20 protein-coding genes are annotated in these 21445 nt (G+C 69.3%); 11 read left to right on the top strand and 9 right to left on the bottom strand.

All coding sequences use genetic code 11. The features are described from left to right. Window positions 1-107: 107 nt before the first annotated feature. Genes ABZ272_RS13300 through ABZ272_RS13285 form a run of 4 tightly spaced genes read right to left on the bottom strand, consistent with a single transcriptional unit; the run spans window position 108 to window position 3480 of the window. On the bottom strand, window positions 108-920 hold the full coding sequence (locus tag ABZ272_RS13300; RefSeq protein WP_355050181.1) for an ABC transporter ATP-binding protein: 813 nt from the start codon (window positions 918-920) through the stop codon (window positions 108-110). After that, window positions 913-1728 carry an ABC transporter permease gene (locus ABZ272_RS13295; protein WP_355050180.1) on the bottom strand — a complete coding sequence of 272 codons (816 nt, stop codon included), beginning with the start codon at window positions 1726-1728 and terminating at the stop codon, window positions 913-915. Before ABZ272_RS13295 ends, ABZ272_RS13300 begins: the two co-directional genes overlap by 8 nt. Beyond that, entirely contained in the window at window positions 1725-2495 is a 771-nt protein-coding gene (locus ABZ272_RS13290; protein WP_355050179.1) for an ABC transporter permease, read from the bottom strand. The genes ABZ272_RS13295 and ABZ272_RS13290 overlap by 4 nt, the downstream gene beginning before the upstream one ends. Before the next feature lie 7 nt (window positions 2496-2502). Continuing rightward, the gene (locus ABZ272_RS13285) at window positions 2503-3480 is read right to left on the bottom strand and encodes an ABC transporter substrate-binding protein (RefSeq protein ID WP_355050178.1); all 978 of its coding nucleotides are present in this window, start codon (window positions 3478-3480) and stop codon (window positions 2503-2505) included. A gap of 246 nt (window positions 3481-3726) precedes the next feature. Here ABZ272_RS13285 and ABZ272_RS13280 point away from each other — a divergent pair, with 246 nt between their 5' ends. The 3 genes from ABZ272_RS13280 to ABZ272_RS13270 are packed head-to-tail and all read left to right on the top strand — an operon-like array spanning window position 3727 to window position 5914. Continuing rightward, complete coding sequence (locus tag ABZ272_RS13280) at window positions 3727-4956, top strand: flavin-dependent oxidoreductase (protein WP_355050220.1); 1230 nt, start codon at window positions 3727-3729, stop codon at window positions 4954-4956. Next, window positions 4953-5420, top strand: coding sequence for a MarR family transcriptional regulator (locus ABZ272_RS13275; RefSeq protein ID WP_355050177.1), 468 nt, complete (start codon window positions 4953-4955; stop codon window positions 5418-5420). The genes ABZ272_RS13280 and ABZ272_RS13275 overlap by 4 nt, the downstream gene beginning before the upstream one ends. After that, window positions 5417-5914, top strand: coding sequence for a DUF3237 domain-containing protein (locus ABZ272_RS13270; RefSeq protein WP_355050176.1), 498 nt, complete (start codon window positions 5417-5419; stop codon window positions 5912-5914). The genes ABZ272_RS13275 and ABZ272_RS13270 overlap by 4 nt, the downstream gene beginning before the upstream one ends. A gap of 169 nt (window positions 5915-6083) precedes the next feature. On the opposite strand, the gene ABZ272_RS13265 is transcribed toward ABZ272_RS13270, so the two are convergent. From ABZ272_RS13265 to ABZ272_RS13255, 3 genes are all read right to left on the bottom strand, one after another. Further along, window positions 6084-10064 (bottom strand): tetratricopeptide repeat protein, encoded by a 3981-nt coding sequence (locus tag ABZ272_RS13265; RefSeq protein ID WP_355050175.1) that lies wholly within the window; start codon window positions 10062-10064, stop codon window positions 6084-6086. Further along, the gene (locus ABZ272_RS13260; protein WP_355050174.1) at window positions 10061-10387 is read right to left on the bottom strand and encodes a hypothetical protein; all 327 of its coding nucleotides are present in this window, start codon (window positions 10385-10387) and stop codon (window positions 10061-10063) included. The genes ABZ272_RS13265 and ABZ272_RS13260 overlap by 4 nt, the downstream gene beginning before the upstream one ends. A 651-nt stretch (window positions 10388-11038) precedes the next feature. Then, window positions 11039-12079 carry a right-handed parallel beta-helix repeat-containing protein gene (locus tag ABZ272_RS13255; protein ID WP_355050173.1) on the bottom strand — a complete coding sequence of 347 codons (1041 nt, stop codon included), beginning with the start codon at window positions 12077-12079 and terminating at the stop codon, window positions 11039-11041. A 353-nt stretch (window positions 12080-12432) separates the two neighbouring features. Here ABZ272_RS13255 and ABZ272_RS13250 point away from each other — a divergent pair, with 353 nt between their 5' ends. The 8 genes from ABZ272_RS13250 to ptsP are packed head-to-tail and all read left to right on the top strand — an operon-like array spanning window position 12433 to window position 19097. Further along, window positions 12433-13194, top strand: a complete 762-nt coding sequence (locus tag ABZ272_RS13250) for a DeoR/GlpR family DNA-binding transcription regulator (RefSeq protein WP_355050172.1) — start codon at window positions 12433-12435, stop codon at window positions 13192-13194. 13 nt (window positions 13195-13207) lie between these two features. Next, window positions 13208-14116 carry a 1-phosphofructokinase gene (pfkB, locus tag ABZ272_RS13245; protein ID WP_355050219.1) on the top strand — a complete coding sequence of 303 codons (909 nt, stop codon included), beginning with the start codon at window positions 13208-13210 and terminating at the stop codon, window positions 14114-14116. A gap of 59 nt (window positions 14117-14175) precedes the next feature. After that, window positions 14176-15357 carry a PTS mannitol transporter subunit IICB gene (locus tag ABZ272_RS13240; protein ID WP_355050171.1) on the top strand — a complete coding sequence of 394 codons (1182 nt, stop codon included), beginning with the start codon at window positions 14176-14178 and terminating at the stop codon, window positions 15355-15357. 4 nt (window positions 15358-15361) lie between these two features. Then, window positions 15362-15670, top strand: coding sequence for a PTS lactose transporter subunit IIB (locus ABZ272_RS13235; protein ID WP_179779917.1), 309 nt, complete (start codon window positions 15362-15364; stop codon window positions 15668-15670). Next, complete coding sequence (locus ABZ272_RS13230; protein WP_355050170.1) at window positions 15663-16097, top strand: PTS sugar transporter subunit IIA; 435 nt, start codon at window positions 15663-15665, stop codon at window positions 16095-16097. The genes ABZ272_RS13235 and ABZ272_RS13230 overlap by 8 nt, the downstream gene beginning before the upstream one ends. Further along, window positions 16094-17134, top strand: coding sequence for a zinc-dependent dehydrogenase (locus ABZ272_RS13225; protein WP_355050169.1), 1041 nt, complete (start codon window positions 16094-16096; stop codon window positions 17132-17134). The genes ABZ272_RS13230 and ABZ272_RS13225 overlap by 4 nt, the downstream gene beginning before the upstream one ends. A 9-nt stretch (window positions 17135-17143) precedes the next feature. After that, window positions 17144-17419, top strand: a complete 276-nt coding sequence (locus tag ABZ272_RS13220) for an HPr family phosphocarrier protein (RefSeq protein WP_355050168.1) — start codon at window positions 17144-17146, stop codon at window positions 17417-17419. Continuing rightward, window positions 17412-19097 carry a phosphoenolpyruvate--protein phosphotransferase gene (gene ptsP, locus ABZ272_RS13215; protein WP_355050167.1) on the top strand — a complete coding sequence of 562 codons (1686 nt, stop codon included), beginning with the start codon at window positions 17412-17414 and terminating at the stop codon, window positions 19095-19097. The genes ABZ272_RS13220 and ptsP overlap by 8 nt, the downstream gene beginning before the upstream one ends. Here the strand turns inward: ptsP and ABZ272_RS13210 are convergent. After that, a complete protein-coding gene (locus ABZ272_RS13210) occupies window positions 19061-20122 on the bottom strand; it encodes an LLM class flavin-dependent oxidoreductase (protein ID WP_355050166.1) in 1062 nt (353 codons plus the stop codon). The genes ptsP and ABZ272_RS13210 overlap by 37 nt on opposite strands. Window positions 20123-20183: 61 nt before the next feature. Continuing rightward, entirely contained in the window at window positions 20184-21419 is a 1236-nt protein-coding gene (locus ABZ272_RS13205; protein WP_355050165.1) for a vanadium-dependent haloperoxidase, read from the bottom strand. Between the last annotated feature and the right edge of the window lie 26 nt (window positions 21420-21445).

The following is a 21445-nucleotide window of genomic DNA, read 5'->3' as shown; positions in this document are numbered from 1 at the left end:
GCCGTTGACGTTGGCCAGCCAGGCGTCGGGCGAACATCCCCCCACTGGCCCCTGGCGGCCCGGTCGCCTACGGGCGGCTTCGGGCGTTGCCGGGTTGGCGAGGCGCGTCACGGTGCCGGGTGGGGCGCCGAGGTCGGCGCACGCTTGGCCCGCTGGATCTGCGCGTAGACGTGGGTCCGCAGCTCGGTGAACCGGGGCAGCGCCCGGGTGGTGAGCTGATCGCGCTCTGGCGGGAGGTCGATCACGAGGTCTTCCTGCACCCGGGTCGGCGAGTGGGACAGGACGAGCACGCGCTGGCCCAGATACACGGACTCGTCGATGTCGTGCGTCACGAAGACAGTGGAGATACCGCGGTTCAGGTGCAGGTCGCGTACGAGGTCCTCCAGGTCCGCGCGGGTCTGCGCGTCCACCGCCGCGAACGGCTCATCCATGATCAGCACTTCGGGTCGGTACGCGATGGCGCGTGCGATGGCCACCCGTTGCTGCATCCCGCCGGAGAGCTGCCACGGGTGGCTGCGTGCCGACTGCGGCAGTCCGACCGCGTCGAGGGCGTCGGCGACCCTGCGGTCGCGTTCGGCGCGGGAGAGCTTCTGGTGTCGAAGGGGAAGCTCCACATTGCCCCGGACCGTCAGCCAGGGATAGAGGCTGCGGCCGTACTCCTGGAACACCACTGCCATCGCCGGGCTCGGTCCCGTCACCGGAGATCCCTCCATCTCGACGAGGCCGCTGGTGGGCCGGAGCAGGCCGGCGAGGCATTTCAGGAGGGTGGTCTTTCCGCAGCCCGACGGGCCGACGACGCACAGCAGTTCGCCGGGCATCATGGTGAAACTGAGATCCCCGATCGCCTCGACCTCGCCCCGGCCGGAGGCGTAGACCTTCCGCAGGTGCTCGACCCGCAGCAGCGGACTCGCGTCAGGCACGGGTGACCTCCCTCATTCCGTGGTACCAGCGCAGGACGCGGCGCTCGACGACGCCGAAGGCCACGGCGAGGAGTACGCCGATGAGGCCGAGCAGGAGGATGCCGCTCCACATCTCGGCGATGAGGTAGTTCCGCTGAAAGTAGGCGATCCGGTAGCCGAGGCCGGCCGAGGACGCGAACATCTCCGAGATGACCATGAGGATCAGGGCCACCGAGAGCGCCTGTCGTACGCCGGTCATGATGCGCGGACTCGCCGCCGGGAGGATCAGCAGCCACACGCGTTCCCACCGGGAGACCCGGTACGAGTCGGCGGTCTCCAGCAGCACGCTGTCGGTCGCCCGGACGCCCTCGATCGTGTTCAGCAGGATCGGCCAGATCGCGCCGGAGCAGATGACGACGACCTTCATGGTGTCGGTGATGCCGAGCAGGAGCATCGCGACCGGAATCAGCACCGGTGGCGGAATCGCGCGGAAGAACTCCAGCAGCGGTTCGAGGATCTCGCGTAGCGGGCGGAACCGGCCGATGAGGACGCCGGCGGCGACGCCGAGCAGGATCGACGCGAGCAGGCCGGCCAGCAGCCGGTACACGCTCGGCAGCACATCGTCGACGAACGCCGGGCCGATCCAGGTCTGCCGGAACGCGTCGAGGAGCGGGCCGGGGCCGACGAGGAACCGGTTGGCCGACCGGGTGGACCAGACGGCCCAGAGCCCCACGGCCAGGACGGGAAGCCCGACCGCGTACAGGACGTCCTCGGCGACCCGGACGCCGAGGCTGCGAGGGGCGGTCCGGCCCGCGCCGAGGGCGGTCATCGGGTTGCCTCGTCCGCGAGCACCGACTGGTGCCAGGCCAACGAGCGGCGTTCGGCGAAGCGGAACACGACGTTCACCAGCACGCCGAGGAGCCCGGTGACCACGACGAGGCCGTACAGGCCGACGGCGTCCCCGGCGGAGCGCGACTGCTCGATCATGCGTCCGAGGCCGGGGTTACCGATCACCATCTCCGCGGTGACGGCCAGGATGAGCGCGACCGTCGCGGCGAGGCGCAGGCCGGTCATCAGGTACGGCAGAGCGGTCGGCAGGATGAGATACCGCAGCCGCTCGTAGCGGGTGAGTCCGAAGCTCCGCGCGGTGTCCCGGGCGACCGTGTCGACGTCGGCGACGCCGTAGATCACCTGCACGAACACCTGCCAGAACGCCGCGTAGACGATGATGACGAGTGCGGCGCGCATCTGCAGGCCGAACATCAGCACGGCGAGGGGGATCAGCGCGACCGACGGCACCGGCCGCAGGAACTCGACGCTCGTGTGCGTGGCGCGACGCAGGAACGGCACCATCCCGACCACGGTCCCCAGCGCGACCGCCGCGAGCGTCGCCAGGGTGAGGCCGATCGCCCAGGACGTCATGGTGAGCCGGAGCCGCCGCCAGAACGCCAGGTCGCGGACCTCGTGGAACAGCCGTCCGAACACGTCGGTGGCGTACGGCAGGTCGTGCCGGTCGACCAGCCCCAGAGCCGGGAGCAGTTGCCAGACGGCGAGGAACCCCAGCAGGCCGACGGCGCCCAGCAGGATCTTGCGCATCGGCCGGCTACTGCTGCTGCTGGACGAGACGGTCGAAGTCGGGCTGCCGGTCGAGGACGCGGTACTTCTGCGCGAGCGTCGCCAGTTGCTCCAGGCCGGCCCGGTCGATGTCCCACCCGAACGCCGGGAGCCGTACCGAGTCCGCCACCGGCTCCGGCAGTTCGAGGTTGTCCTTGATGGCCTGGCGGAGGTCCTTCTCGTTCGCCGGATCGTTGGCCCAGGTGAGCGTCTTCTTCATCGCCGCCGAGAAGTCCGCGATCAGCGTGGCGTCGGAGTCCTTCAGCTTGCTCGACGTGATCGTGGTCAGGGTGGTGAGCCCGGGAACGGTGGCCTGGTACGGAGCGACCACGAGGACGTCGCCGCGCTTGCGCATCTGGGTGATGAACGGCTCGGTCACCCAGGCGGCGTCGATGTTGCCGGCGGCGAGCTGGGCCGGTGCGTCCGGGAAGGCCACCTCGACGAACTTGACCTTGGTGGGATCGCCGCCGTCCTTCTCGACCGCCGCCATGATCGTGACATCGCCGGCGGCGCCCAGGCTGTTCACCGACACCTTGCGTCCGGCGAGCTGGGCCGGCCGGGTGATACCGGACTTCGTGGACGCCAGCACGGCGTTGATGTCGTCGCCGTCGGCGTAGGACGACGCGTAGTTCCCGATGATCACCACGCCGAGGTTCTGCAGATCGGCGCGGAACGGGCCGAACGGCTGGCCGATGGCGAAGTCGATGTCGCCGTTGATCAGGGCCGGGATGGCCTGGGCGCCGCCCTGTGCGGGCACCACCTCCACGTCGAGCCCCTGCTCCCGGAAGATGCCCGCCTTGATGCCGCCCCACAGCGCGGCGGTCTCGCTGATCGGCAGCGCCGCCACGCGGACCTTCCGCAGGTCGCCGCTCGCCCCGGGGGACGGATCGGTGGCATCGGAATCCGTGCAGCCGGCCAGGGCGACCACGACGCCGGCGAGAACAGCGAGGGCGGTGACCTTCTTCATGGACTAGCCCTTCCGTGCGAAGCGCTGGTGCATCCGGAGGAGTGGTGGCGGCGAAGAGGTGAAGCATCCGACCGCGTCGATCAGACTCATGCAGAGCCGATTGATTGTCAAGAATTCCGATAAGCAAATCGCATTGCGCGCGGAGCGGCCCGACGTCGATACGAATGGGTCTTGACGCGTGACGATTTTGTGACCAAACTATGCGGTTGGTGGCACGGTGGCGAAGGGAGCGACGACTTGGCGATCGTGATCGTGGGCGCTGGCATCGGGGGCCTCGCCACCGCGCTCAGCCTGCACCGGGTCGGCTTCCGTGAGATCACCGTCTACGAGCGCGCCGCCGCGCTGCGCCCACTCGGCGTCGGAATCAATCTACTCCCGCACGCCGTCCGTGAGCTGACCGAATTGGGTCTCGGGGAACGCATGGAAAGGCTGGGCGCCGCACCCGGCACGCTCGCCTACTACAACCGCTACGGTCAGCAGATCTGGAGCGAGCCACGCGGACTGGACGCCGGATATCGCTGGCCGCAGCTTTCCGTGCACCGCGGCCGGTTCCAGATGGAACTGCTCGCCGTGGTGCGGGAGCGGTTGGGCGCGGACGCGGTGCGCACCGGGCACCGACTCGTCGGCGTCCGCGACGGCGTCGCGCACTTCGAGACGGCGGCGGGGGAGGTGAGCGTCGCTGGCGACCTGATCGTCGGGGCGGACGGCATCCACTCCGCGCTGCGCCGCCACCTTCGGCCTGGCGAGGGGGCGCCACTGTGGAACGGGCTGACACTGTGGCGGGGGACGGCACGGGTACCCGGATTCCTGGACGGGCGAACCATGATCATGGCCGGGGACGCGGAACAGAAGTTCGTGGCGTACCCGATCGGCGCCGGCCTCATCAACGTCGTCGCCGAGCGGCGCGGGCCCGGTTTCGCCGGGCCCAACGCGGACTGGAACCGGACGGTCGACCCCGCGCCGGTCGTCTCGCTCTTCGCGGACTGGCGTTTCGCGTGGCTCAACGTGCCGGAACTGCTGGCCGCCGCCGACGAGATCCTCGAATATCCCATGGTGGACCGCGATCCGATCGACACGTGGACCCACGGCAACACCACGCTGCTGGGCGACGCGGCCCACCCGATGCATCCGAACGGTTCCAACGGGGCGTCGCAGGCGATCCTGGACGCACGTACCCTCGCCTTCCACCTCGCCACCGCGCCGACGGTCGCAGCGGCGCTCGACGCCTACGAGGCGGACCGGCGGCCCGCGACCACCGCGCTCGTGCTGAGCAACCGGCGGCAGGGCCCGGAACAGGTGATGGTGCTCGCCCACGAGCGCGCTCCGGACGGGTTCACGCACATCCACGACGTCATCGGACCGGAGGAGCTCACCGCCATCGCCACCGGCTACAAGAAGGCGGCCGGTTTCCTCCCCGCCGACCTCAACGAACGGGCCTCCCTGACGCCGCCGGCCTTCCCGGGCGTCCTGCCGTGACCGGCCCGGAGCCGACCGAACTGGACGCGGCGCGACTGGCGTCGGTGATCTCACCGCTGCGCCGCACGCTGCTCGCCGCAGCCCGGGCCGCCGAGCACCTGCCGGAGATCCCGGACGCGCAGATCGAGATCGTTCGGGCCCTGCCCCGAGGCACCGTGGCCGGCCCCGGTGAGCTGGCCGAGCGGCTGCGCCTGAGCCGATCCACGGTCAGCAACCTGCTCACCGCGATGCAGGGCAACGGTCTCGTCGAGCGTCGCCCCCGTCCCGGCAACCACCGCCACGTCGACGTCCTCGCCACCCCGAAGGCCCTCGACCTGTTCGACCGCTTCGACCTCGCGAGCGGAGACCTGGTCGCCCGCGCCGCGGCGACCCTGCCGGCGGCGGACCGCGCGGCCCTCGCCGCCGCGGTGCCCGCGCTGGAGCGCCTCCGCGACGCCCTCGCGCACGACAAGGACACTCCATGAGTACGCGCCGAACCGCCGGTCGGGACGCCTCGACCGCCCCGCCGATTCCCGGATTGGAGGCCGCGTTCGAGGTGGAGGTGCGCCTCGGCGCGCTGGAGGACCACGGGATGACCCGAGCCGGTCACCGTCGCGTGGTGCCTGTTGTCGGCGGCCAGGTCACCGGTCTCTTCGAGGCCGACATCCTGCCCGGCGGCGCCGACTGGCAGGTCGTTCGCCCCGACGGCGCGATCGAGATCGACACGCGCTACTCGGCGCGTACCGCCGACGGCGGTCACGTCTACCTGCGTACCTTCGGTGTCCGCAGCGGCCGCCCGGAGGTCCTCGAGGCGTTGCTGCGCGGCGACGCCGTCGAGGCGTCCGAGTACTACTTCCGCCTGGGCGTACGACTGGAGACGTCGGTACCCGCGCTGGCCGTCCTGGAGCAGTCCGTCTTCGTGGCGTCGGCGATCCGCGAGGCCGACCGGGTGCGCTACACCGCCTACCGCGTCACGTAGCTGTTCCCGCCCAGGGCTGAGATAGGGCGCGCTTGTCGCGACCGGCGGCAGGCACCACGTACGCGTGCACCGCCTCCTCGGTGACGTCGTCCGGGCGCGAGCGATTGATGTGCTCCGGGCTCGCGGCGGTGCCTCCGCTGGTCCGGGGGACACCGGACGCCCCAGCAGCCTACCGATTGCGGTCGTCGATGGCGACGTTCAGGGCATCGATGAAAGCCTGCGTCGCGTGTGCTTGAAGGACTCTTTCGAATTCGACCCTGTTCAGCTGTTCCCGAATCTTCTCTAAAGCAGTCAAGGATTCATCAGGCCATTGGTCGTACATCGTTCGCCACATCACAGCCGCTGTGACCAATGCTTCCGCTGCTTCCTCATAGCGCTGCTGTTCCTGCGCGAGCATGCCAAGCTGGTGGTAGGTGATGGCGGTGCCGTGCCGGTCGTTGAACTCTTCGAAGAACTTGAGGGATTGCCGGTAGTGGGCTGCCGCTTCTTCGAAGCGTCGTTGTTCCTGCGCGAGCATGCCGAGCTGGTGGTGGGTGATGGCGGCGCTGTGTCGGTTGTTGAACTCCAGCTTGATGGCGAGGGCTTGCCGGTATTGGGCTTCGGCTTCTTCGAAGCGTCGTTGTTCCTGCGCGACCCTGCCGAGCTGGTGGTAGGTGCTAGCGGCGCTGTGCCGGTCGTTGAACTCCAGCTTGATAGCGAGGGCTTGCCGGAAGTGGGCTTCGGCTTCTTCGAAGCGCTGCTGTTCCCGCGCCACCATGCCGAGCTGGTGGTAGGCGCTGGCGGCGCTGTGCCGGTCGTTGAACTCCTCGAAGAGTTTCAGGGCTTGCCGGCAGTGGGCTTCGGCTTCTTCGAAGCGCCGCTGATTCTGCGCGACCACGCCGAGCTGGTGGTGGGTGATGGCGGCGCCGTGCCGGTCGTTGAACTCCAGCGCGATGTTGAGGGATTGCCGGTAGTGGGCTTCGGCTTCTTCGAAGCGTCGTTGTTCCTGCGCGACTACGCCGAGCTGGTGGTAGGTGCTGGCGGCGCTGTACCGGTCGTTGAACTCCAGCTTGATGTCGAGGGATTGCCGGTAGTGGGCTTCGGCTTCTTCGAAGCGCCGCTGATTCTGCGCGATCCTGCCGAGCTGGTGGTAGGTGATGGCGGCGCTGTGCCGGTTGTTGAACTCCAGCTTGATGTTGAGGGATTGCCGGTAGTGGGCTTCGGCTTCTTCGAAGCGTCGTTGTTCCTGCGCGACCATGCCGAGCTGGTGGTAGGTGCTGGCGGCGCTGTGCCGGTCGTTGAACTCCTCGAAGAGTTTGAGGGCTTGCCGGTAGTGGGCTTCGGCTTCCTCGAAGCGTCGCTGATCCTGCGCGACCACGCCGAGCTGGTGGTGGGTGATGGCGGCGCCGTGCCGGTCGTTGAACTCCAGCTTGATGTCGAGGGATTGCCGGTAGTGGGCTTCGGCTTCTTCGAAGCGCCGCTGATCCTGCGCGACCATGCCAGCCAAATGATGTAGTTCTGCCAGCTCTTGGCGTAGATCGCCGCGGCCAGGCTCACGGTCGGCAGCGATGGCGATATCGAGAAGGTGGCGGCGGGCGTCCTGCTGTTTGGTCTGGTCGAGGTACTCCTCTATTGCGGCAACGATCCCGATGACGGGTTGCCCCGTGCGTAGTCCATGGTTGAGAGTGGTGGTGAGGTTGGCGTACTCGATGCCTGCTGCCACATGCCCGACCGCCCGCTTTTGCGGCTCACTGGCGGTGAGTAACTCCTGAATCGTCTGCCCCAATAATGTGTAGAGCTGGTAGTGCGCCTGTCGTACGGCTTGCTGGAGGTCGGGGTTTTGGTGGAGCCGGGTGCGCAGGAAATACGGCAGCGCCGGCAGGATCTGCACCCAAGTGACCAGGCGCGGGTGGGGCGCGGCCAGTCCGACGCGGACGGTCTCGGCGACCGCTGCGCGAAGGTCGATCGGGCCGAGGGCTTTCACCGCGTCGTGATCTGCCAATAGCTGATGGTAGGCGTCGAGGAATCCGGTGGGAATACTGGCGGTGAACGGCGCCAACAGCAGTAAAGAGTTCTGTGTGCTGGGGTCGAGTTTGCCGTGGCTGTACTCGATCGCCCGGTTGATCAACCCGACCGACTCCACATCGCTCGTCCCTTGCTGGAGGTCGGCTAGGACCTGGGCCGGCGTATGGGCATTTAGGGCGGGCAGGACCACGGTCAGGGGGAGGGGGTACCCGCCGAGCAGAGTTGTCAGGTCGTTCAGCGCTTCGCGTTGTTCTTTGTCGGTGAGGTGGTGCGTACCGCCGTGACGGGTGAGGATGGCGTCTATGAGCACCGACGCGGCCTGGTCGTCAAGGCCCGGTAAAAGGTAGGTATTGTCACTGAAAGTGCGTGGGCCGATCCACTGCTCATCCTCCCGCGACCCGAACAGCACAAGGGTTTTGCCGCCCCGCAACCGAGCCAAGAAAGTGGCAAGGCGCTCGCGTTCCGGCTCGGGCAGGGCGTGGGGGATCGCCGCAGGGGTTGCAGTGATGGACTCGGTGTTGTCCAGGACCATCAGGTAGCGGCGTGCCCGTAGCAGTTGCGCGATACGCGAGGTCTGCCCGGCTTCGGTCAGCATCTCCAGCTTCGCCTGCTCCACCTTGTCCAGCAGCCTGGAGGCGACGTCGTGGACGATCTGGTTGAGGGTCCAGGCTCGGTCCTCGTAGCTGAATCGGAACACCATCTCCACCAGCCCGGTGCGTTGCCACCACCAGGCCAGATGCGCCAGCAGGGTGGACTTGCCGGCCCCGGCCATTCCCCTGACCAGCAGCATGTTGCGGTCCTCGCGGATCAGCAACCGCCGTTCGATCGCCTGGATGTCCAGATCGCGGCCGACGAACCCGTACTCGGTGTGCGGCTCGTCGCCAACCAGCGCCTCCCGCTCGAAGTAGCGGGCCTGCTGCTCCACCGACATCTCCGACAGCTGCAATCGCACGTCCTGCTGGGCGAACACAACCGGCAGGACCCAGTCCTCCAGGTCGAGGCTCTGATCGAAATACGCCCGCCGAGCCTTGTCGTCAAACAAGGAACGCCGCGCCGTCTGCATCGCCGTGACTAAGTCGTCGCCCTGCGCCAGACCCGTATACAGCAGCGGGACCGCCTTTTCAGCGGCCGACACGGTCACCGAGTACGCCATGCCCACGGTCACCGGCACGCCGGCAGCGACCAGGCGCTGCGCCAAGCTGGACTCGCTGACCGGTTCCTTCGCAGACTGACACGCGTTCAGCACCGCAACTGGTACTCGATGCTCGGCCAGCAGGTCAGCGATGTCCTGCGCCGACACCGGCTCGGCCTTACCCTCCTTGGTGGTCTCGAAGAACAAGAACGCCCGCTCGCCGTCGAATGCTGCTAGCCGACCGGACCCGAACAGGTACCGGTCAGCGGCACGGCCCTGCTCCAGCTCGTCGAACCCGGCCACCGCACCGTGCACATCGAAATGAATCACCTGGTAGTAACCCGACCCGTGCAGTTTCGTCGCGGACCGTAGGTGCTGCACAAGCGCCTGCCAGGTCCCGGGGCGCACCAAGTCCACAACCAGTGGCCGGTCGGCGATGCGTAACCCGTCCAGCAGCGGCCGCGAGATGGTGCGGTAGCCGACATCAGCAGGGCCTGCGGGTCGGGCCGTGACTACCAGGATGTTCAGCGTTGACCGCTCGGGAGGTAACTCGAAACCGGCCGGCGTCAGATCTACCCGACGGGTCACCGGCATCCGCATCACCGCGGGGACCGGCAACTCCGGGTCATAGAGCGCTTCCCAGTGCATCCGGTGAAACGCGGCCGAACCCGTCACCTCAAGCCGGCACCCATCGAAGCCGCGCCGAGCCAACGTCCGGTAATGCCCTGCGCCAGCACCCGTAAAAACCTGCGTGAACAGTCGCTCACCGTAAGCCCGCAACCGTCGCACGGCGTCCTCGGCCCAGTCCCGGTCCAGGAACGGGAACCGTAGGTGTTCTTCGAAATACCAGGCCAGCCGAGCCTCGTCGCCAGGCTCCGCGGGGTCCGTGACCGTGACCTCGTACTCGGCAACGCCTGGGAAGGACACTCGCGCGACGAACGAGCCGTCGCGTTGGCAGGACCGTTCGGACACACTGATGGCTTTCACCCGTTCGGGGCCACTGCTGGTGGTCACTGGGCGCTCCGGCGTACCCGGACCACCACCACTCGGTCATCACCAGATACCGTCTCGGCCAGCTCCAACTCCGTCACGTCTACTGCCGGACGTTGCTGCACCAGCAACCGCCGGAGCAGGTCATAGAGCACACTGCTAGCCAGATTCACTGCCAACGGGACCCAAATCAACTCGGCCAGACCGGGCAGAAACGCACCCGGAGAAGACGGCTGCACCGCCGCCGTGCCCAACCCGGCGGCCTCCTCATCGCTGTCCCACGCCTTCGCCAACGCGGCCGGCTCCACACCCACCGCAGGATCCACCGCCACCACCAGCCGAGCCATCCACCGACCTCCGGTCTCGACGCAATGTGCCACCACGATGACACAGCGATCAAGCAGACAACATGGCACGAACATCTGAGACCAGAGCGCATGGAGACGACAATCGGACAGCGCGGCAACGTCCCAGCTTCACCCCTTGCAAGGCGCGTGCGCGCCACGTGCCCGTGCTACCGGTCAACAAAGGTCAGCGGGCGGCTGCCTCACCGGGCTCCACTCGGGACACTCGCCCGTGTCAGCGGCGCGGACGTATCCAGGGCTCGAACCCTTCCGAGCGATAGGCCAAGCTGAACCGCGACGGCGTCGAGGGCTGCGGCAAGCCTGCTTAGGCCGTGACCTCGGAATACAGGTCTTCCACCTTGGGATCGCTGGGCATGCGGGCATCCTGCCGCAACCTGCTGCCGGGTTCCGTCCCGCTACTGCTGCCGGACGTGCATGAGTGTTGGCAGATCCGGGGCTTCGATGTTGAAGGCGACGGCCAGGGATGCCTCCGGCGGCGCGCCCAGGCGCTCTGGGACGGCTGGGAGACGCGGCAGGGGGAGAGCCTTGGTGAGGCGGCCTCACCCTCCCGGCAAGAGCCCTGACCAGCACCTCTGCTGGTCAGGGCTTCGAGCCTGTCAATGAATTCTTGAACCGCTGTCCAAAACCCCGCTGCTACCAGGGCCTGGTGGAGACGTACGAGTTGGTGCCGCTGAAGGTGATCGGGTCACTCGAGCAGCCGTAGAGGTTGGCGTCCGAAGGTGTGTCATGCCCCCACAGGCGAACCCGGACGATGCTGATCGCGCCCTGGCCGTCCTCGTTCCACCTGTCGTTGTTGTACGTGGTGGTGCCGACCTTGTTCGCGGAGAAGATCCCGTTCGTGCTGCATCCCTCCGCGTTCTGCCGCCAGTCGCTGAAGATGGCGTACGAGCCGGTCTTCCAGAACATGTTGGCGTCCACGATCGTGTTGTTCGCACGGTTGCGCGTCCGCACCGGGTCACCCGAGATCAGTTCGAACTTGTTGCCGTAGATGGTGGTGTTGCTCCCGTAGTTGGCGACGTAGACGCCGTGTATCTCGCCGACGTTGGTGCCTGCGGCGTTCTCCAGGTTCTGGAACAGGTTGCCCTCGACCCGTAGCCGGGTCGTGTAGGTCGCGTGTACGCCTCCGTAACCGTTGCCGGGCCCGGCCTGGTACTTGCTGCCGAGACGCCGGAACGTGTTGCCGCTGACGTTCAGCGCGTCGAGTGGGTTGGCCGCTGTTCCGAGGGCCCGGATGCCACCGTTGCGGCAGTTCTGGTACGTCTTGTTCGTGATGCTGACGTTGTCGGCAGTGATAATCACGCCGTACTCGGTTTCGGGCTTGTCGTCTTCGTACAAGCTGCAGTCGATCACGGCGGCGGCGCCCATCCCGGCGATCGTGAGGTGCCCGCCCGGAGGCGACCAGTCCACCTTGATCGGCTCGGTCGGCTGGTAGAGGCCGTCGGCCAGGAGCACCTTCGCGTCCTTGACGTTGCGGGCGCGCAGGATCGCCTGCGCCTGCTCGATCGAGGAGACAGCGGTGTCGCGGGTCAGTCCGGCACGGCTACCCATCGCCTTGGCGCTGGCGGCGCCCGTGGGGCTCACGTAGACGGTCAGCTGGTCGACCGGGGCGGCACTCGCGGGCAGCGAAGGGAGCGCGCCCGCGAGCGCGGCGCAGGCCACGCCCGCTGCCAGCAAGGACCATCGTCGGCCACCCGATCGTTGCCAACTTCTCATTGAACTCCCCGTTCTCTTCATGGGGACATCCGGTCCGTCGCCCCCCGTGGTGATGAAGCTAGGAGCGAGACCTGCACTGCCTCTTGTGGCGACCTTGAATCCTCAGGGCAGGGCAGTGGAACGCCTCTGCCCACCCCCACCGCGCCGGCCGAGTCTCGGCGGGCTTCGCCCCCACGAAGCGGGTCACAGGCGCAGACCGGTCCTTCGGTACCGACCTCTTCGCTGTGTGGCTTTCTGTGGCCTGTCTCTTGACTTCGCCTGGACCCGGGCGTAAACAAAGCACAAGCAAAACGAAACGGCGGTGAAACAACACGATGTACGCCGAGGAGCGACAGCAGGAGATCCTTCGCCTCGCCCGCGAGGTGGGCCGGGTCGAGGTGACCGGCCTGGCCGACGGGCTCAACGTGACGGCGGAGACCATCCGTCGTGATCTGACCATCCTGGAGCGGGCCGGGGTGCTGCGTCGGGTCCACGGTGGAGCGATCCCGGTCGAACGGCTCGGGTTCGAGCCCGCGCTGGCGGCGCGGGACGCGGTGCTCATCGAGGAGAAGGAGCGCATCGCCAAGCTCGCCCTGGCCGAGGTGCCGGAGGAGGGCGCGATCATCCTCGACGCCGGCACCACGACCGCCCGGTTGGCCCGACTGCTGCCGGTCGACCGGGAGCTGACCGTCGTGGTCAACTCGCCGGTCATCGCCACGACCCTCGGTACCTATGCCAACCTCAACGTGCTGTTGTTGGGTGGACGGGTCCGGGGCAAGACCCTGGCGACCGTCGACGACTGGGCGCTGTCGCCGTTGGCGGACCTCTACGTCGACGTCGCGTTCGTCGGGACCAACGGCATCTCGGTCGAGCGTGGGCTGACCACACCGGATCCGTCCGAGGCGGCGGTGAAGCGGGCGATGGTCCGTGCGGCCCGCCGCTCGGTGGTGATCGCCGATCACACCAAGCTCGGCAACGACTATCTGGCGCGGTTCGCCGAGTTGGCCGACGTCGACCTGCTCATCACCGACAGCCGTGCCGACCGTGACCTGGTCGGTGACCTGGAGACCGCAGGCGTTCGGGTGGCACGAGCATGAGGGCGGCCAGCGCATGATCGTCACCGTCACCCTCAACCCCAGCCTCGACCGAGCCGTGGAGGTCGACTCGCTCACCCGGGGCGAGGTCATCCGGGCTGCTGCCGCTCACCTCGACCCCGGCGGCAAGGGCGTCAACGTGTCCCGTGCCTTGCTGGCCAACGGTGTGCCGTCGGTGGCGGTGCTGCCGTCCGGCGGCGACGAGGGCGACCAGCTCATCCGCCTCCTCAAGGCGGAGGGTGTGGAGGTCCTCGCCGTGACGATTTCCGGACGGACCCGTTCCAACATCACCCTGGCCGAGCCCGACGGCACGGTCACCAAGATCAATGAGCCCGGTCCGGCCCTGTGCCGGGCCGAGTTCGACGAGGTGATCGACCGGGTGCTCGCCCGTGCCGGCGGCGCCGACTGGGTGGTGCTGTGCGGCAGTGTGCCGCCCGGTCTGCCCGCCGACGCCTACGCCCAGTTGTGCCGCAAGCTGCGCGCTGCCGGCGTCCGGGTCGCCGTCGACACCAGCGGTCCCGCCCTGCGCGAGGCAGCCCTCGCCGGGGCAACCCTCCTCAAGCCCAACCGCGACGAACTGTCCGATGTGGTCGGCATGCCACTGAAGGACTTCGGCGATGTGGTCGAGGCGGCTCAGCGCCTACGGGCCTGGGGGGCCGGAGCCGTCCTGGCCAGCCTCGGCGCTGAGGGCGCCGTCCTGGTGGACGCCGACGGTGTCCGCAGCGGCACCTGTCCGGTCGCCCGGCCGCGGAGCACGGTCGGTGCCGGCGATGCGCTGCTCGCTGGGTTCCTCGCCTCGGGCGCGCAGGGTGCCGCCGCCCTCGCCGAGGGCCTGGCCTGGGGCGCCGCCGCGGTGAGCCTGCCCGGTAGCCGGATGCCGGGCCCGGCTGACCTGTTCCGCCACGACGTCACCATCCACCGCTAGCCGGACGACCTTTTCCCCCGCGGCCGTCTGGACGCCCCTCGTGAAGGAGACAACCCCCCGTGACCTCCTCTTCCTACACACCAGAAGTCAAGGGCCAGGGTCCTCGAGCCACCGTGCAACGCCTCGGTGGCTACCTGGCGGCGATGGTCATGCCCAACATCGGCGCGTTCATCGCCTGGGGCCTGATCACCGCACTGTTCATCCCGACCGGCTGGACCCCCAACGAGACCCTGGCCGAACTGGTCGGTCCGATGATCAGCATCCTGCTGCCGGTGCTCATCGGCTACACCGGCGGCCGGCTGGTCCACGGCCAGCGCGGCGCCGTCGTGGGCGCGGTGGCGACCATGGGCCTCGTCGTCGGCGCGGACGTGCCGATGATCCTCGGCGCGATGATCATTGGGCCGCTCACGGCCTACGTCCTCAAGCTCTTCGACGGTCTGGTCGAAGACCGGATCCGTCCCGGCTTCGAGATGCTCGTCGACAACTTCAGCGCCGGAATCATCGGCGCCGCGATGGCAATCGGCGGTGTCTACGGCATCGGCCCGGTGGTCGAGTGGCTCACCAAGCAGGCCGGCTCGGGCGTCGACTGGCTCGTCGGGAAGGACCTGCTGCCGCTGACGTCGGTGCTCGTCGAACCCGCCAAGGTGCTCTTTCTCAACAACGCCATCAACCACGGGGTGTTCGGTCCGCTGGGGATCGCCGAGGCCGCCGACAAGGGCAAGTCGATCCTGTTCATGATCGAGTCGAACCCCGGTCCCGGGCTCGGTCTGCTGCTCGCCTTCATGCTCTTCGGCCCCCGCCCGCTGCGTCCCAGCGCCCCGGCCGCGATCATCGTGCAGTTCCTCGGCGGCATCCACGAGATCTACTTCCCGTACGTGCTGATGAAGCCGAAGCTGATCCTGGCCATGATCGCCGGTGGCGCGGCCGGTGTCGGCACCTTCGTGATCACCGGCGCGGGCCTGGTCGCCACCCCCTCGCCGGGCAGCATCTTCGCCTACCTCGCGGTCACCCCCAAGGGCGGCCACTTCGGAGTCATCCTCGGCGTGGTGATCGCCGCCGCCGTCACCTTCGCGGTCGCCTCGGCCCTGCTCGGCTTCGGCCGTGGGGAGCCCGCCGCCGACGCACTCGGCCCGGACGAGGAGACGGTCCGCCCCGACGAGGAAACGGTTGTCCATCCCGCTGAGGAGAAGGCCGTCCACACCGACGAGGCCCTCGACAAGCCGGCGAAGCAGGAGGTCTGAACACATGTCCACCATCAACGGCACCGAGATCAAGAAGGTCGTCGTCGCCTGCGACGCCGGCATGGGCAGCAGCGTGATGCTGGCCAGCCAACTTCGACGGCAACTGGCGAAGAACGCGGTGACCGTCGAGCACACGCCGGTCAACTCGATCCCCGCCGACGCGGACGTGGTCATCTGCCACCAGGGGCTCGCCGCGCGGGCCCGCGTCAGCGCACCCGACACGGTGATCGTGCCGATCCAGGTGTTCATCGGCGACCCGGCCGTCACCAGGGTCGTGAACGCGGTACAGCGCGGTGGTGAGCTGAGTGGCTGAACTGCTGGCCCGTGACGCGATCCGGCTCGACGAGCGGGCCGGATCGCGGGACGAGGCGATCAGCCGCTGCGGCGCGGTACTCGTCGAGGTCGGCGCGGTCGCCCCGGCGTACGTGGACGCGATGCTCGCCCGCGAGCGGAGCGTTTCCACGTACATCGGGGAGGGCGTCGCCATTCCGCACGGCACGCTGAACAGCAAGGAGTCCGTCCAGCGCGACGCCCTCGCGGTGCTGCGCTTCCCCGACGGCGTCGACTGGGACGGCTTCGACGTGCGGGTCTGCGTCGCCATCGCCGCGGCCGGCGACGGGCACGTCGACATCCTCGCCCAGCTCGCCTCGGTGCTGACGGACCCGGAGCAGGCGCAGCGGCTCCGGGACTCCACGAGCGTCGACGACGTGATCACCATCCTCGAAGGGAAGCCCTCGTGAAGGTTGTCCGATTCCACGCACCCGGTGACGTCCGCATCGAGGACGCCCCCGAGCCCACGCCGGGCCCCGCGGAGGTGAAGATCCGGGTCCGCGCGTGCTCCACCTGCGGCACCGACGTGAAGATCTCCCGTTTCGGCCACCACCACATCGCCCCGCCGCGCGTGATGGGCCACGAGATCGCCGGTGAGATCACCGAAGTCGGTGCCGACGTCACGGACTGGCGGCCGGGGGACCGGGTCCAGGTCATCGCCGCCATCCCGTGCGGTACCTGTGCCGAGTGCCGGCGCGGCCGGATGACCGTGTGCCCCAACCAGGTGTCGATGGGATACCACTTCGACGGCGGGTTCGCCGAATACCTGGTCGTGCCGCACAACGTCCTCGCCGTCGATGGGCTCAACCGGATCCCCGAGGGCCTCAGCTTCGCCGAGGCGTCCGTCGCCGAGCCCCTCGCCTGCGTCCTCAACGGCCAGAACCTCGCCGCGGTGGGGGAGGGCGATGATGTGGTCGTGGTGGGCTCCGGCCCGATCGGCTGCCTGCACGTCCGCCTGGCCCGCTCGCGCGGCGCGGCCCGGGTGTTCCTCATCGACCTCAACCGCGAACGCCTCGACCTGGCCGCCAACCTGGTCCAGCCGGACGCGACGATCTGCGGCGCGGAGACCGATGTGGTCGACGCGGTGCTCAAGCTCACCGAGGGTCGGGGTGCCGACGTCGTCATCACCGCCACGGCCGCTGGCGTCGCCCAGGAGCAGGCGGTGCAGATGTCGGCGCGGCAGGGCCGGATCAGCTTCTTCGGCGGCCTGCCCAAGGACAAGCCCGTCATCTCCCTGGACTCGAACCTCGTGCACTACCGGGAACTGACCATCGTCGGCGCCAACGGCTCCAGCCCGGAGCACAACAAGGAGGCGCTGCGGCTCATCGCCGACGGCTCGGTGCCGGTCGCCGACCTCATCACCCACCGCCTGCCGCTCGACCGCACCCTCGACGCCTTCGGCATCGTGGCGCGCGGCGAAGCGATCAAGGTGACCATCGAACCGTAGGAGGATCCGTTGCCCACCAGAACAGTCCTCGTCGGCTCCGCCAGTGGGCTGCACGCCCGCCCGGCGGCGCTGTTCGTCGCCGCGGCGGCGAAGCAGACGGTGCTGGTCACCATCCGTATCGGCGACAAGAAGCCCGTGCCGGCCCGCAGCATGCTCGGCGTGCTGTCGCTCGGCGCCAAGAAGGGCACCGAGGTCACCCTGGAGGCCGACGGCGACGACGCGCAGGCCGCCGTCGACACCCTGGCCGACCTCCTCGAACGTGATCTGGATGCCGTCGATGCGTGAACTTCGGGGACTCGGGGCCAGCCCCGGTGGGGCGGCGGGGCCGGTCTACCGGCTGGCCCCGCCGCCGGCCCTGCCCCCGTTGGCGGAGGCCGTCGACCCCGACACGGAGAAGACAACCGTCCGGGCCGCGGTCCTCGCCGTCGCCAACGAGCTGACCCGTCGCGCCGACACCACCCGGGACGCGACCGCCGCCGACGTGCTACGCGCGCAGGTGTTGATGGCGCAGGACGAGACGCTCCTCGACGCGGCCGACCTCGCCATCGACGACGGCGCGGACGCCCCGCACGCGATCACCGACGTGCTCGCCGAACACCGGGCCGCCTTCGCGGCCGCGGGCGGCTACCTCGCTGAGCGGGTCAGCGACCTCGACGACCTCCGGGATCGCCTCGTCGCGGCGTGTCTGGGGATGCCGATGCCCGGCGTGCCGAACCCTGGTCATCCGTACCTGCTCATCGCCCGCGACCTGGCGCCCGCCGACACCGCCGGCCTCGAACCCGATCTGGTCCTGGGTCTGGTCACGGCCGAGGGCGGGCCGACCAGCCACACCGCGATCCTGGCCCGGACCCTCGGCATCCCGGCCGTGGTCCGCTGTGCGGGCATCCTGGACCTGGCCGACGGCGAGTTGGCCAGTCTGGACGGCGCGAGCGGCGTCGTGGTGGCCGGTGTCTCCGCCGAGACGGTGACCAGCGTCAACGCGGATCGGCTCGCGGAGATCGAACGCCGTACCCGCTCGCAGGGACCCGGGCAGACCGCGGACGGCCATCGGATCGCGCTGCTGGCCAACATCGGTTCCGCCCACGACCTCACCGGCGAGGTGGAAGGTGTCGGCCTTTTCCGCACCGAGCTGCTCTACCTCGACCGCAGCGACCCGCCGTCGCACGAGGAACAGGTCGCCGCGTACCGCGACGTCTTCGCCGCGTTGCCCGGCCGCAAAGTCGTCGTACGTACCCTTGATGCCGGTGCCGACAAACCGCTGCCGTTCCTGCGCCTGGCCGAGGAACCCAACCCCGCGCTGGGAATCCGCGGCCTGCGGGTCGCGCGGCAGACGCCGTCGGTGCTCAGCACGCAGCTGGCCGCGATCGCGGCGGCGGCCGCGGCGACGGACGCCGACGTGTGGGTGATGGCGCCGATGGTGGCCACGGCGGCGGAGGCGGCGGCGTTCACCGAGTCCTGCCGCGAGCACGGCCTGCCCACCGCCGGCGTGATGATCGAGGTGCCGGCTGCGGCCCTGCGTGCCAGCCAGCTGCTGGACCACGCGGACTTCCTCAGCGTCGGCACCAACGACCTCAGCCAGTACACCTTCGCCGCCGACCGCATGTGCGGAGACCTCGCCGACCTGCTCGACCCGTGGCAGCCCGCGCTGATCTCGCTCCTGGCCACCTGCGCGGCAGCCGGCGTCGAGGCGGGCAAGCCAGTCGGTGTGTGTGGCGAGTCCGCCGCGGATCCCGATTTCGCCCTGGTGTTGGCGGGCCTGGGCATCACCAGCCTGTCCATGGCACCCCGCAGCATCCCGGCGGTGCGTGAGTCGCTGGCCGCGCACACCCTGGACGAGTGCCGCCGGATCGCTCAGGCCGCCCTCGCTGCCCCCAGCCCGGAGGCAGCCCGGGCGGCAGCCTCCGGTGCTTCGCGCAAAATCCCCGCTCAGGAGCGCAGCAGCGGTAGCAACTGCTCGCCCTGACGCCTGATCTCGCCCAGGTAGGGCGTGTCGGACAGTACGAAGTGAGTGACACCGAGCCGCTGGTATTTGCGTAGCGAGCTCGCCACCTCCTCGGCGGAGCCGACCAGCCAAGTGGTGCCTGCTCCGCCGCCACCGAACCTGCCGGGGGTGGTGTAGAGGTTGTCGTCGAGGACCTCTCCTCGTGCGGCGAGGTCGAGCAGGCGGCGCTGGCCGACGGCGGTCCGCCACCTGTGGTCGCGGGCGACACCGGTGCCCTTGGCCATGGCGGCGACCTTGGCTTCGGCGTCGGCCCAGGCCTGTTCGGTGGTGTCCCGCACCAGTGTGGTGACCCGCAACCCGAACTCCAGCGGTGCGTGCTCGCGTCCCAGTTTCTCGCTGAGCTGTTTGAGTCGCTCGATCCGCTCGGCCACGCCGTCGAGTGGCTCGCCCCAGAAGAGCTGGACATCGGCCTCGGTCGCGGCGACCTCCTCGGCGGCGGGGGAGGCGCCACCGAAGTAGAGCCGAGGATGGTGGCGACCGCCGTGAACGACCGGTCGCAGCGCCAGGGTGGAGCCGGTGACGGCGAAGTGCTCACCCTGGTAGGTGACGCTCTCCTGGGTCCAGAGCTTGCGCACGATCTGCAGAAATTCCCGGGTACGGGCGTAGCGGTGAGCCGGGTCGCTCTCGCCGTCGCCGTACGCGGCCAGGTCGTCCTTGCCCGAGACGATGTTGATCAGCGTGCGGCCCTGGCTGAGGTGGTCGAGGGTCGCGGCGGCGGAGGCGAAGTTGGCGGGCCGCCAGTAGCCGGGTCGGATCGCGATCAGCGGCTGGAACGTGGTCGTCCGGGCGGCGAGCGCGGTGGCCACGGTGAAGGTGTCGGGCCGACCCCAACCGGTTCCGATGAGAGCGCCGCCCCACCCGTGCTCCTCGAGAGCCCGGGCGTGGTCGGTGAGGGTATCCAGGCTGTTGTGGTTGTCGATCACGTCGTCGCCGCGATGGCCGGGCTGGACCTGGTTCGGGATGTACCAGAGGAATTCGAGGCTCATCAGTGGGTCTCCCCGGTTCGGGGGCGGGGCGGCGAGAGCCGCCCCGCCCCGATGGGTCCGGTCAGCGGAACAGCCGTGGTGCGTTGCGCAGCGTGTGCGCGGCCACGTCGCGGCCGAGCCGGACGCCGACCTCGTCCGCGGTACGGGTGTGGATGCCCGACCACACCCGGGCGTCGACGTTCTCCCTGGTGGGTTGCCGCCAGTCGCGGTAGGTCCGGGTGGCGCCGGGCTGGCTCGGGCTGGTGATGGTGTACGGCTCCCGGGCCTGCGGCCCCAGCAGCGCGGTGAGCACCTGTTCGGCGGCGCCGGAGTAGGTGTTGTGCCCGCTCGGGTAGTCCGGATGCGCCGGCGTGGTGTGCAGCGGCGTCCAGGCCGGATCGCCGCCCGCCTCGGCCCGGATGGCGGTGACCGGTCGCCAGCGGAGGTACGCGTACTTGGCGTCGGAGGTCGCGATCTGGGTGTCGACGAGCGCGACGTGGAAGATGGCCACGAGGCCCGCTCGCCCGGCGACCGACCCGGTGGACTGCGCGAGCGCGGCGCGCAGGATCCCGGTGTAGAGGGTCAGTGAGGAGCCGAGCCAGAAGGTCGCCGTGTCGGTCTGCTGCGGTGTGCGTACGGCGCTGTCCACAGCCCCGTACGCCCGGACCTCGGCGAGGTCCGCCCGGTAGGGCTCCGAGTCCAGGGCGGGCGGTGGGCCGGGCCGGTACCGGTCCGCGCGGTCGAGCAGGAACGGCCGGGCGAAGCGAGTTCCGGCCTGCTGAGCGGGGGAGAAGTCCGGTGGGGTGGGCTGCCAGCTTCCCGGGCCCGGTTGGGGGTTCGGATACGCCGGGTTCACCGAGGCCGCGTCGAGCCCGTCGCCCGTCCGCTGGGCCAGCAGCCGGCGTGCCTCGGCGCGGCCGGTGGCCGTGCCCCGGTCCTTGGCCCGCCCGTCCGGGATCCGGTCCAGTGTGGTCGCCAGTGCCGTGTCGAGCGCGGCAGCATTCTCGGGAATCAGGAAGCTCAGCGCGGTGTGGACGGCGGACGCGAGCGCGGCGTCCCGGTAGTGGCGGGGATCCCCGGTAGGCGCGGTGCGGGTGGCGCGGGCGGCGGCGAGCCAGCTGATCGCCCACGCGCGACTGTTGGCGACCTGCGGCCGGGTGCCGGTCGCGACGGCGGCAGCGGTGGCGTCGTACCACTCGAGAGCAGTGTCCGTCGTCGTGGTGGCCGCGGCCGGCACGGCGGGCAGGCCGGCGACCAGGACGGCGGCGGCGATAATCGCCACACCACGGCGCCAGCCGCGGCGGCTCGACAGGATCATGATGCGGTTGCTCCTCGGGTGGGAAG

The sequence above is a fragment of the Micromonospora sp. NPDC005979 genome (assembly GCF_040614415.1).
In the GTDB taxonomy this organism is placed as follows: domain Bacteria; phylum Actinomycetota; class Actinomycetes; order Mycobacteriales; family Micromonosporaceae; genus Micromonospora.
The sequence above is the reverse complement of the archived record's forward strand: the minus strand, read 5'-3'. Positions and strand labels throughout refer to the sequence as shown.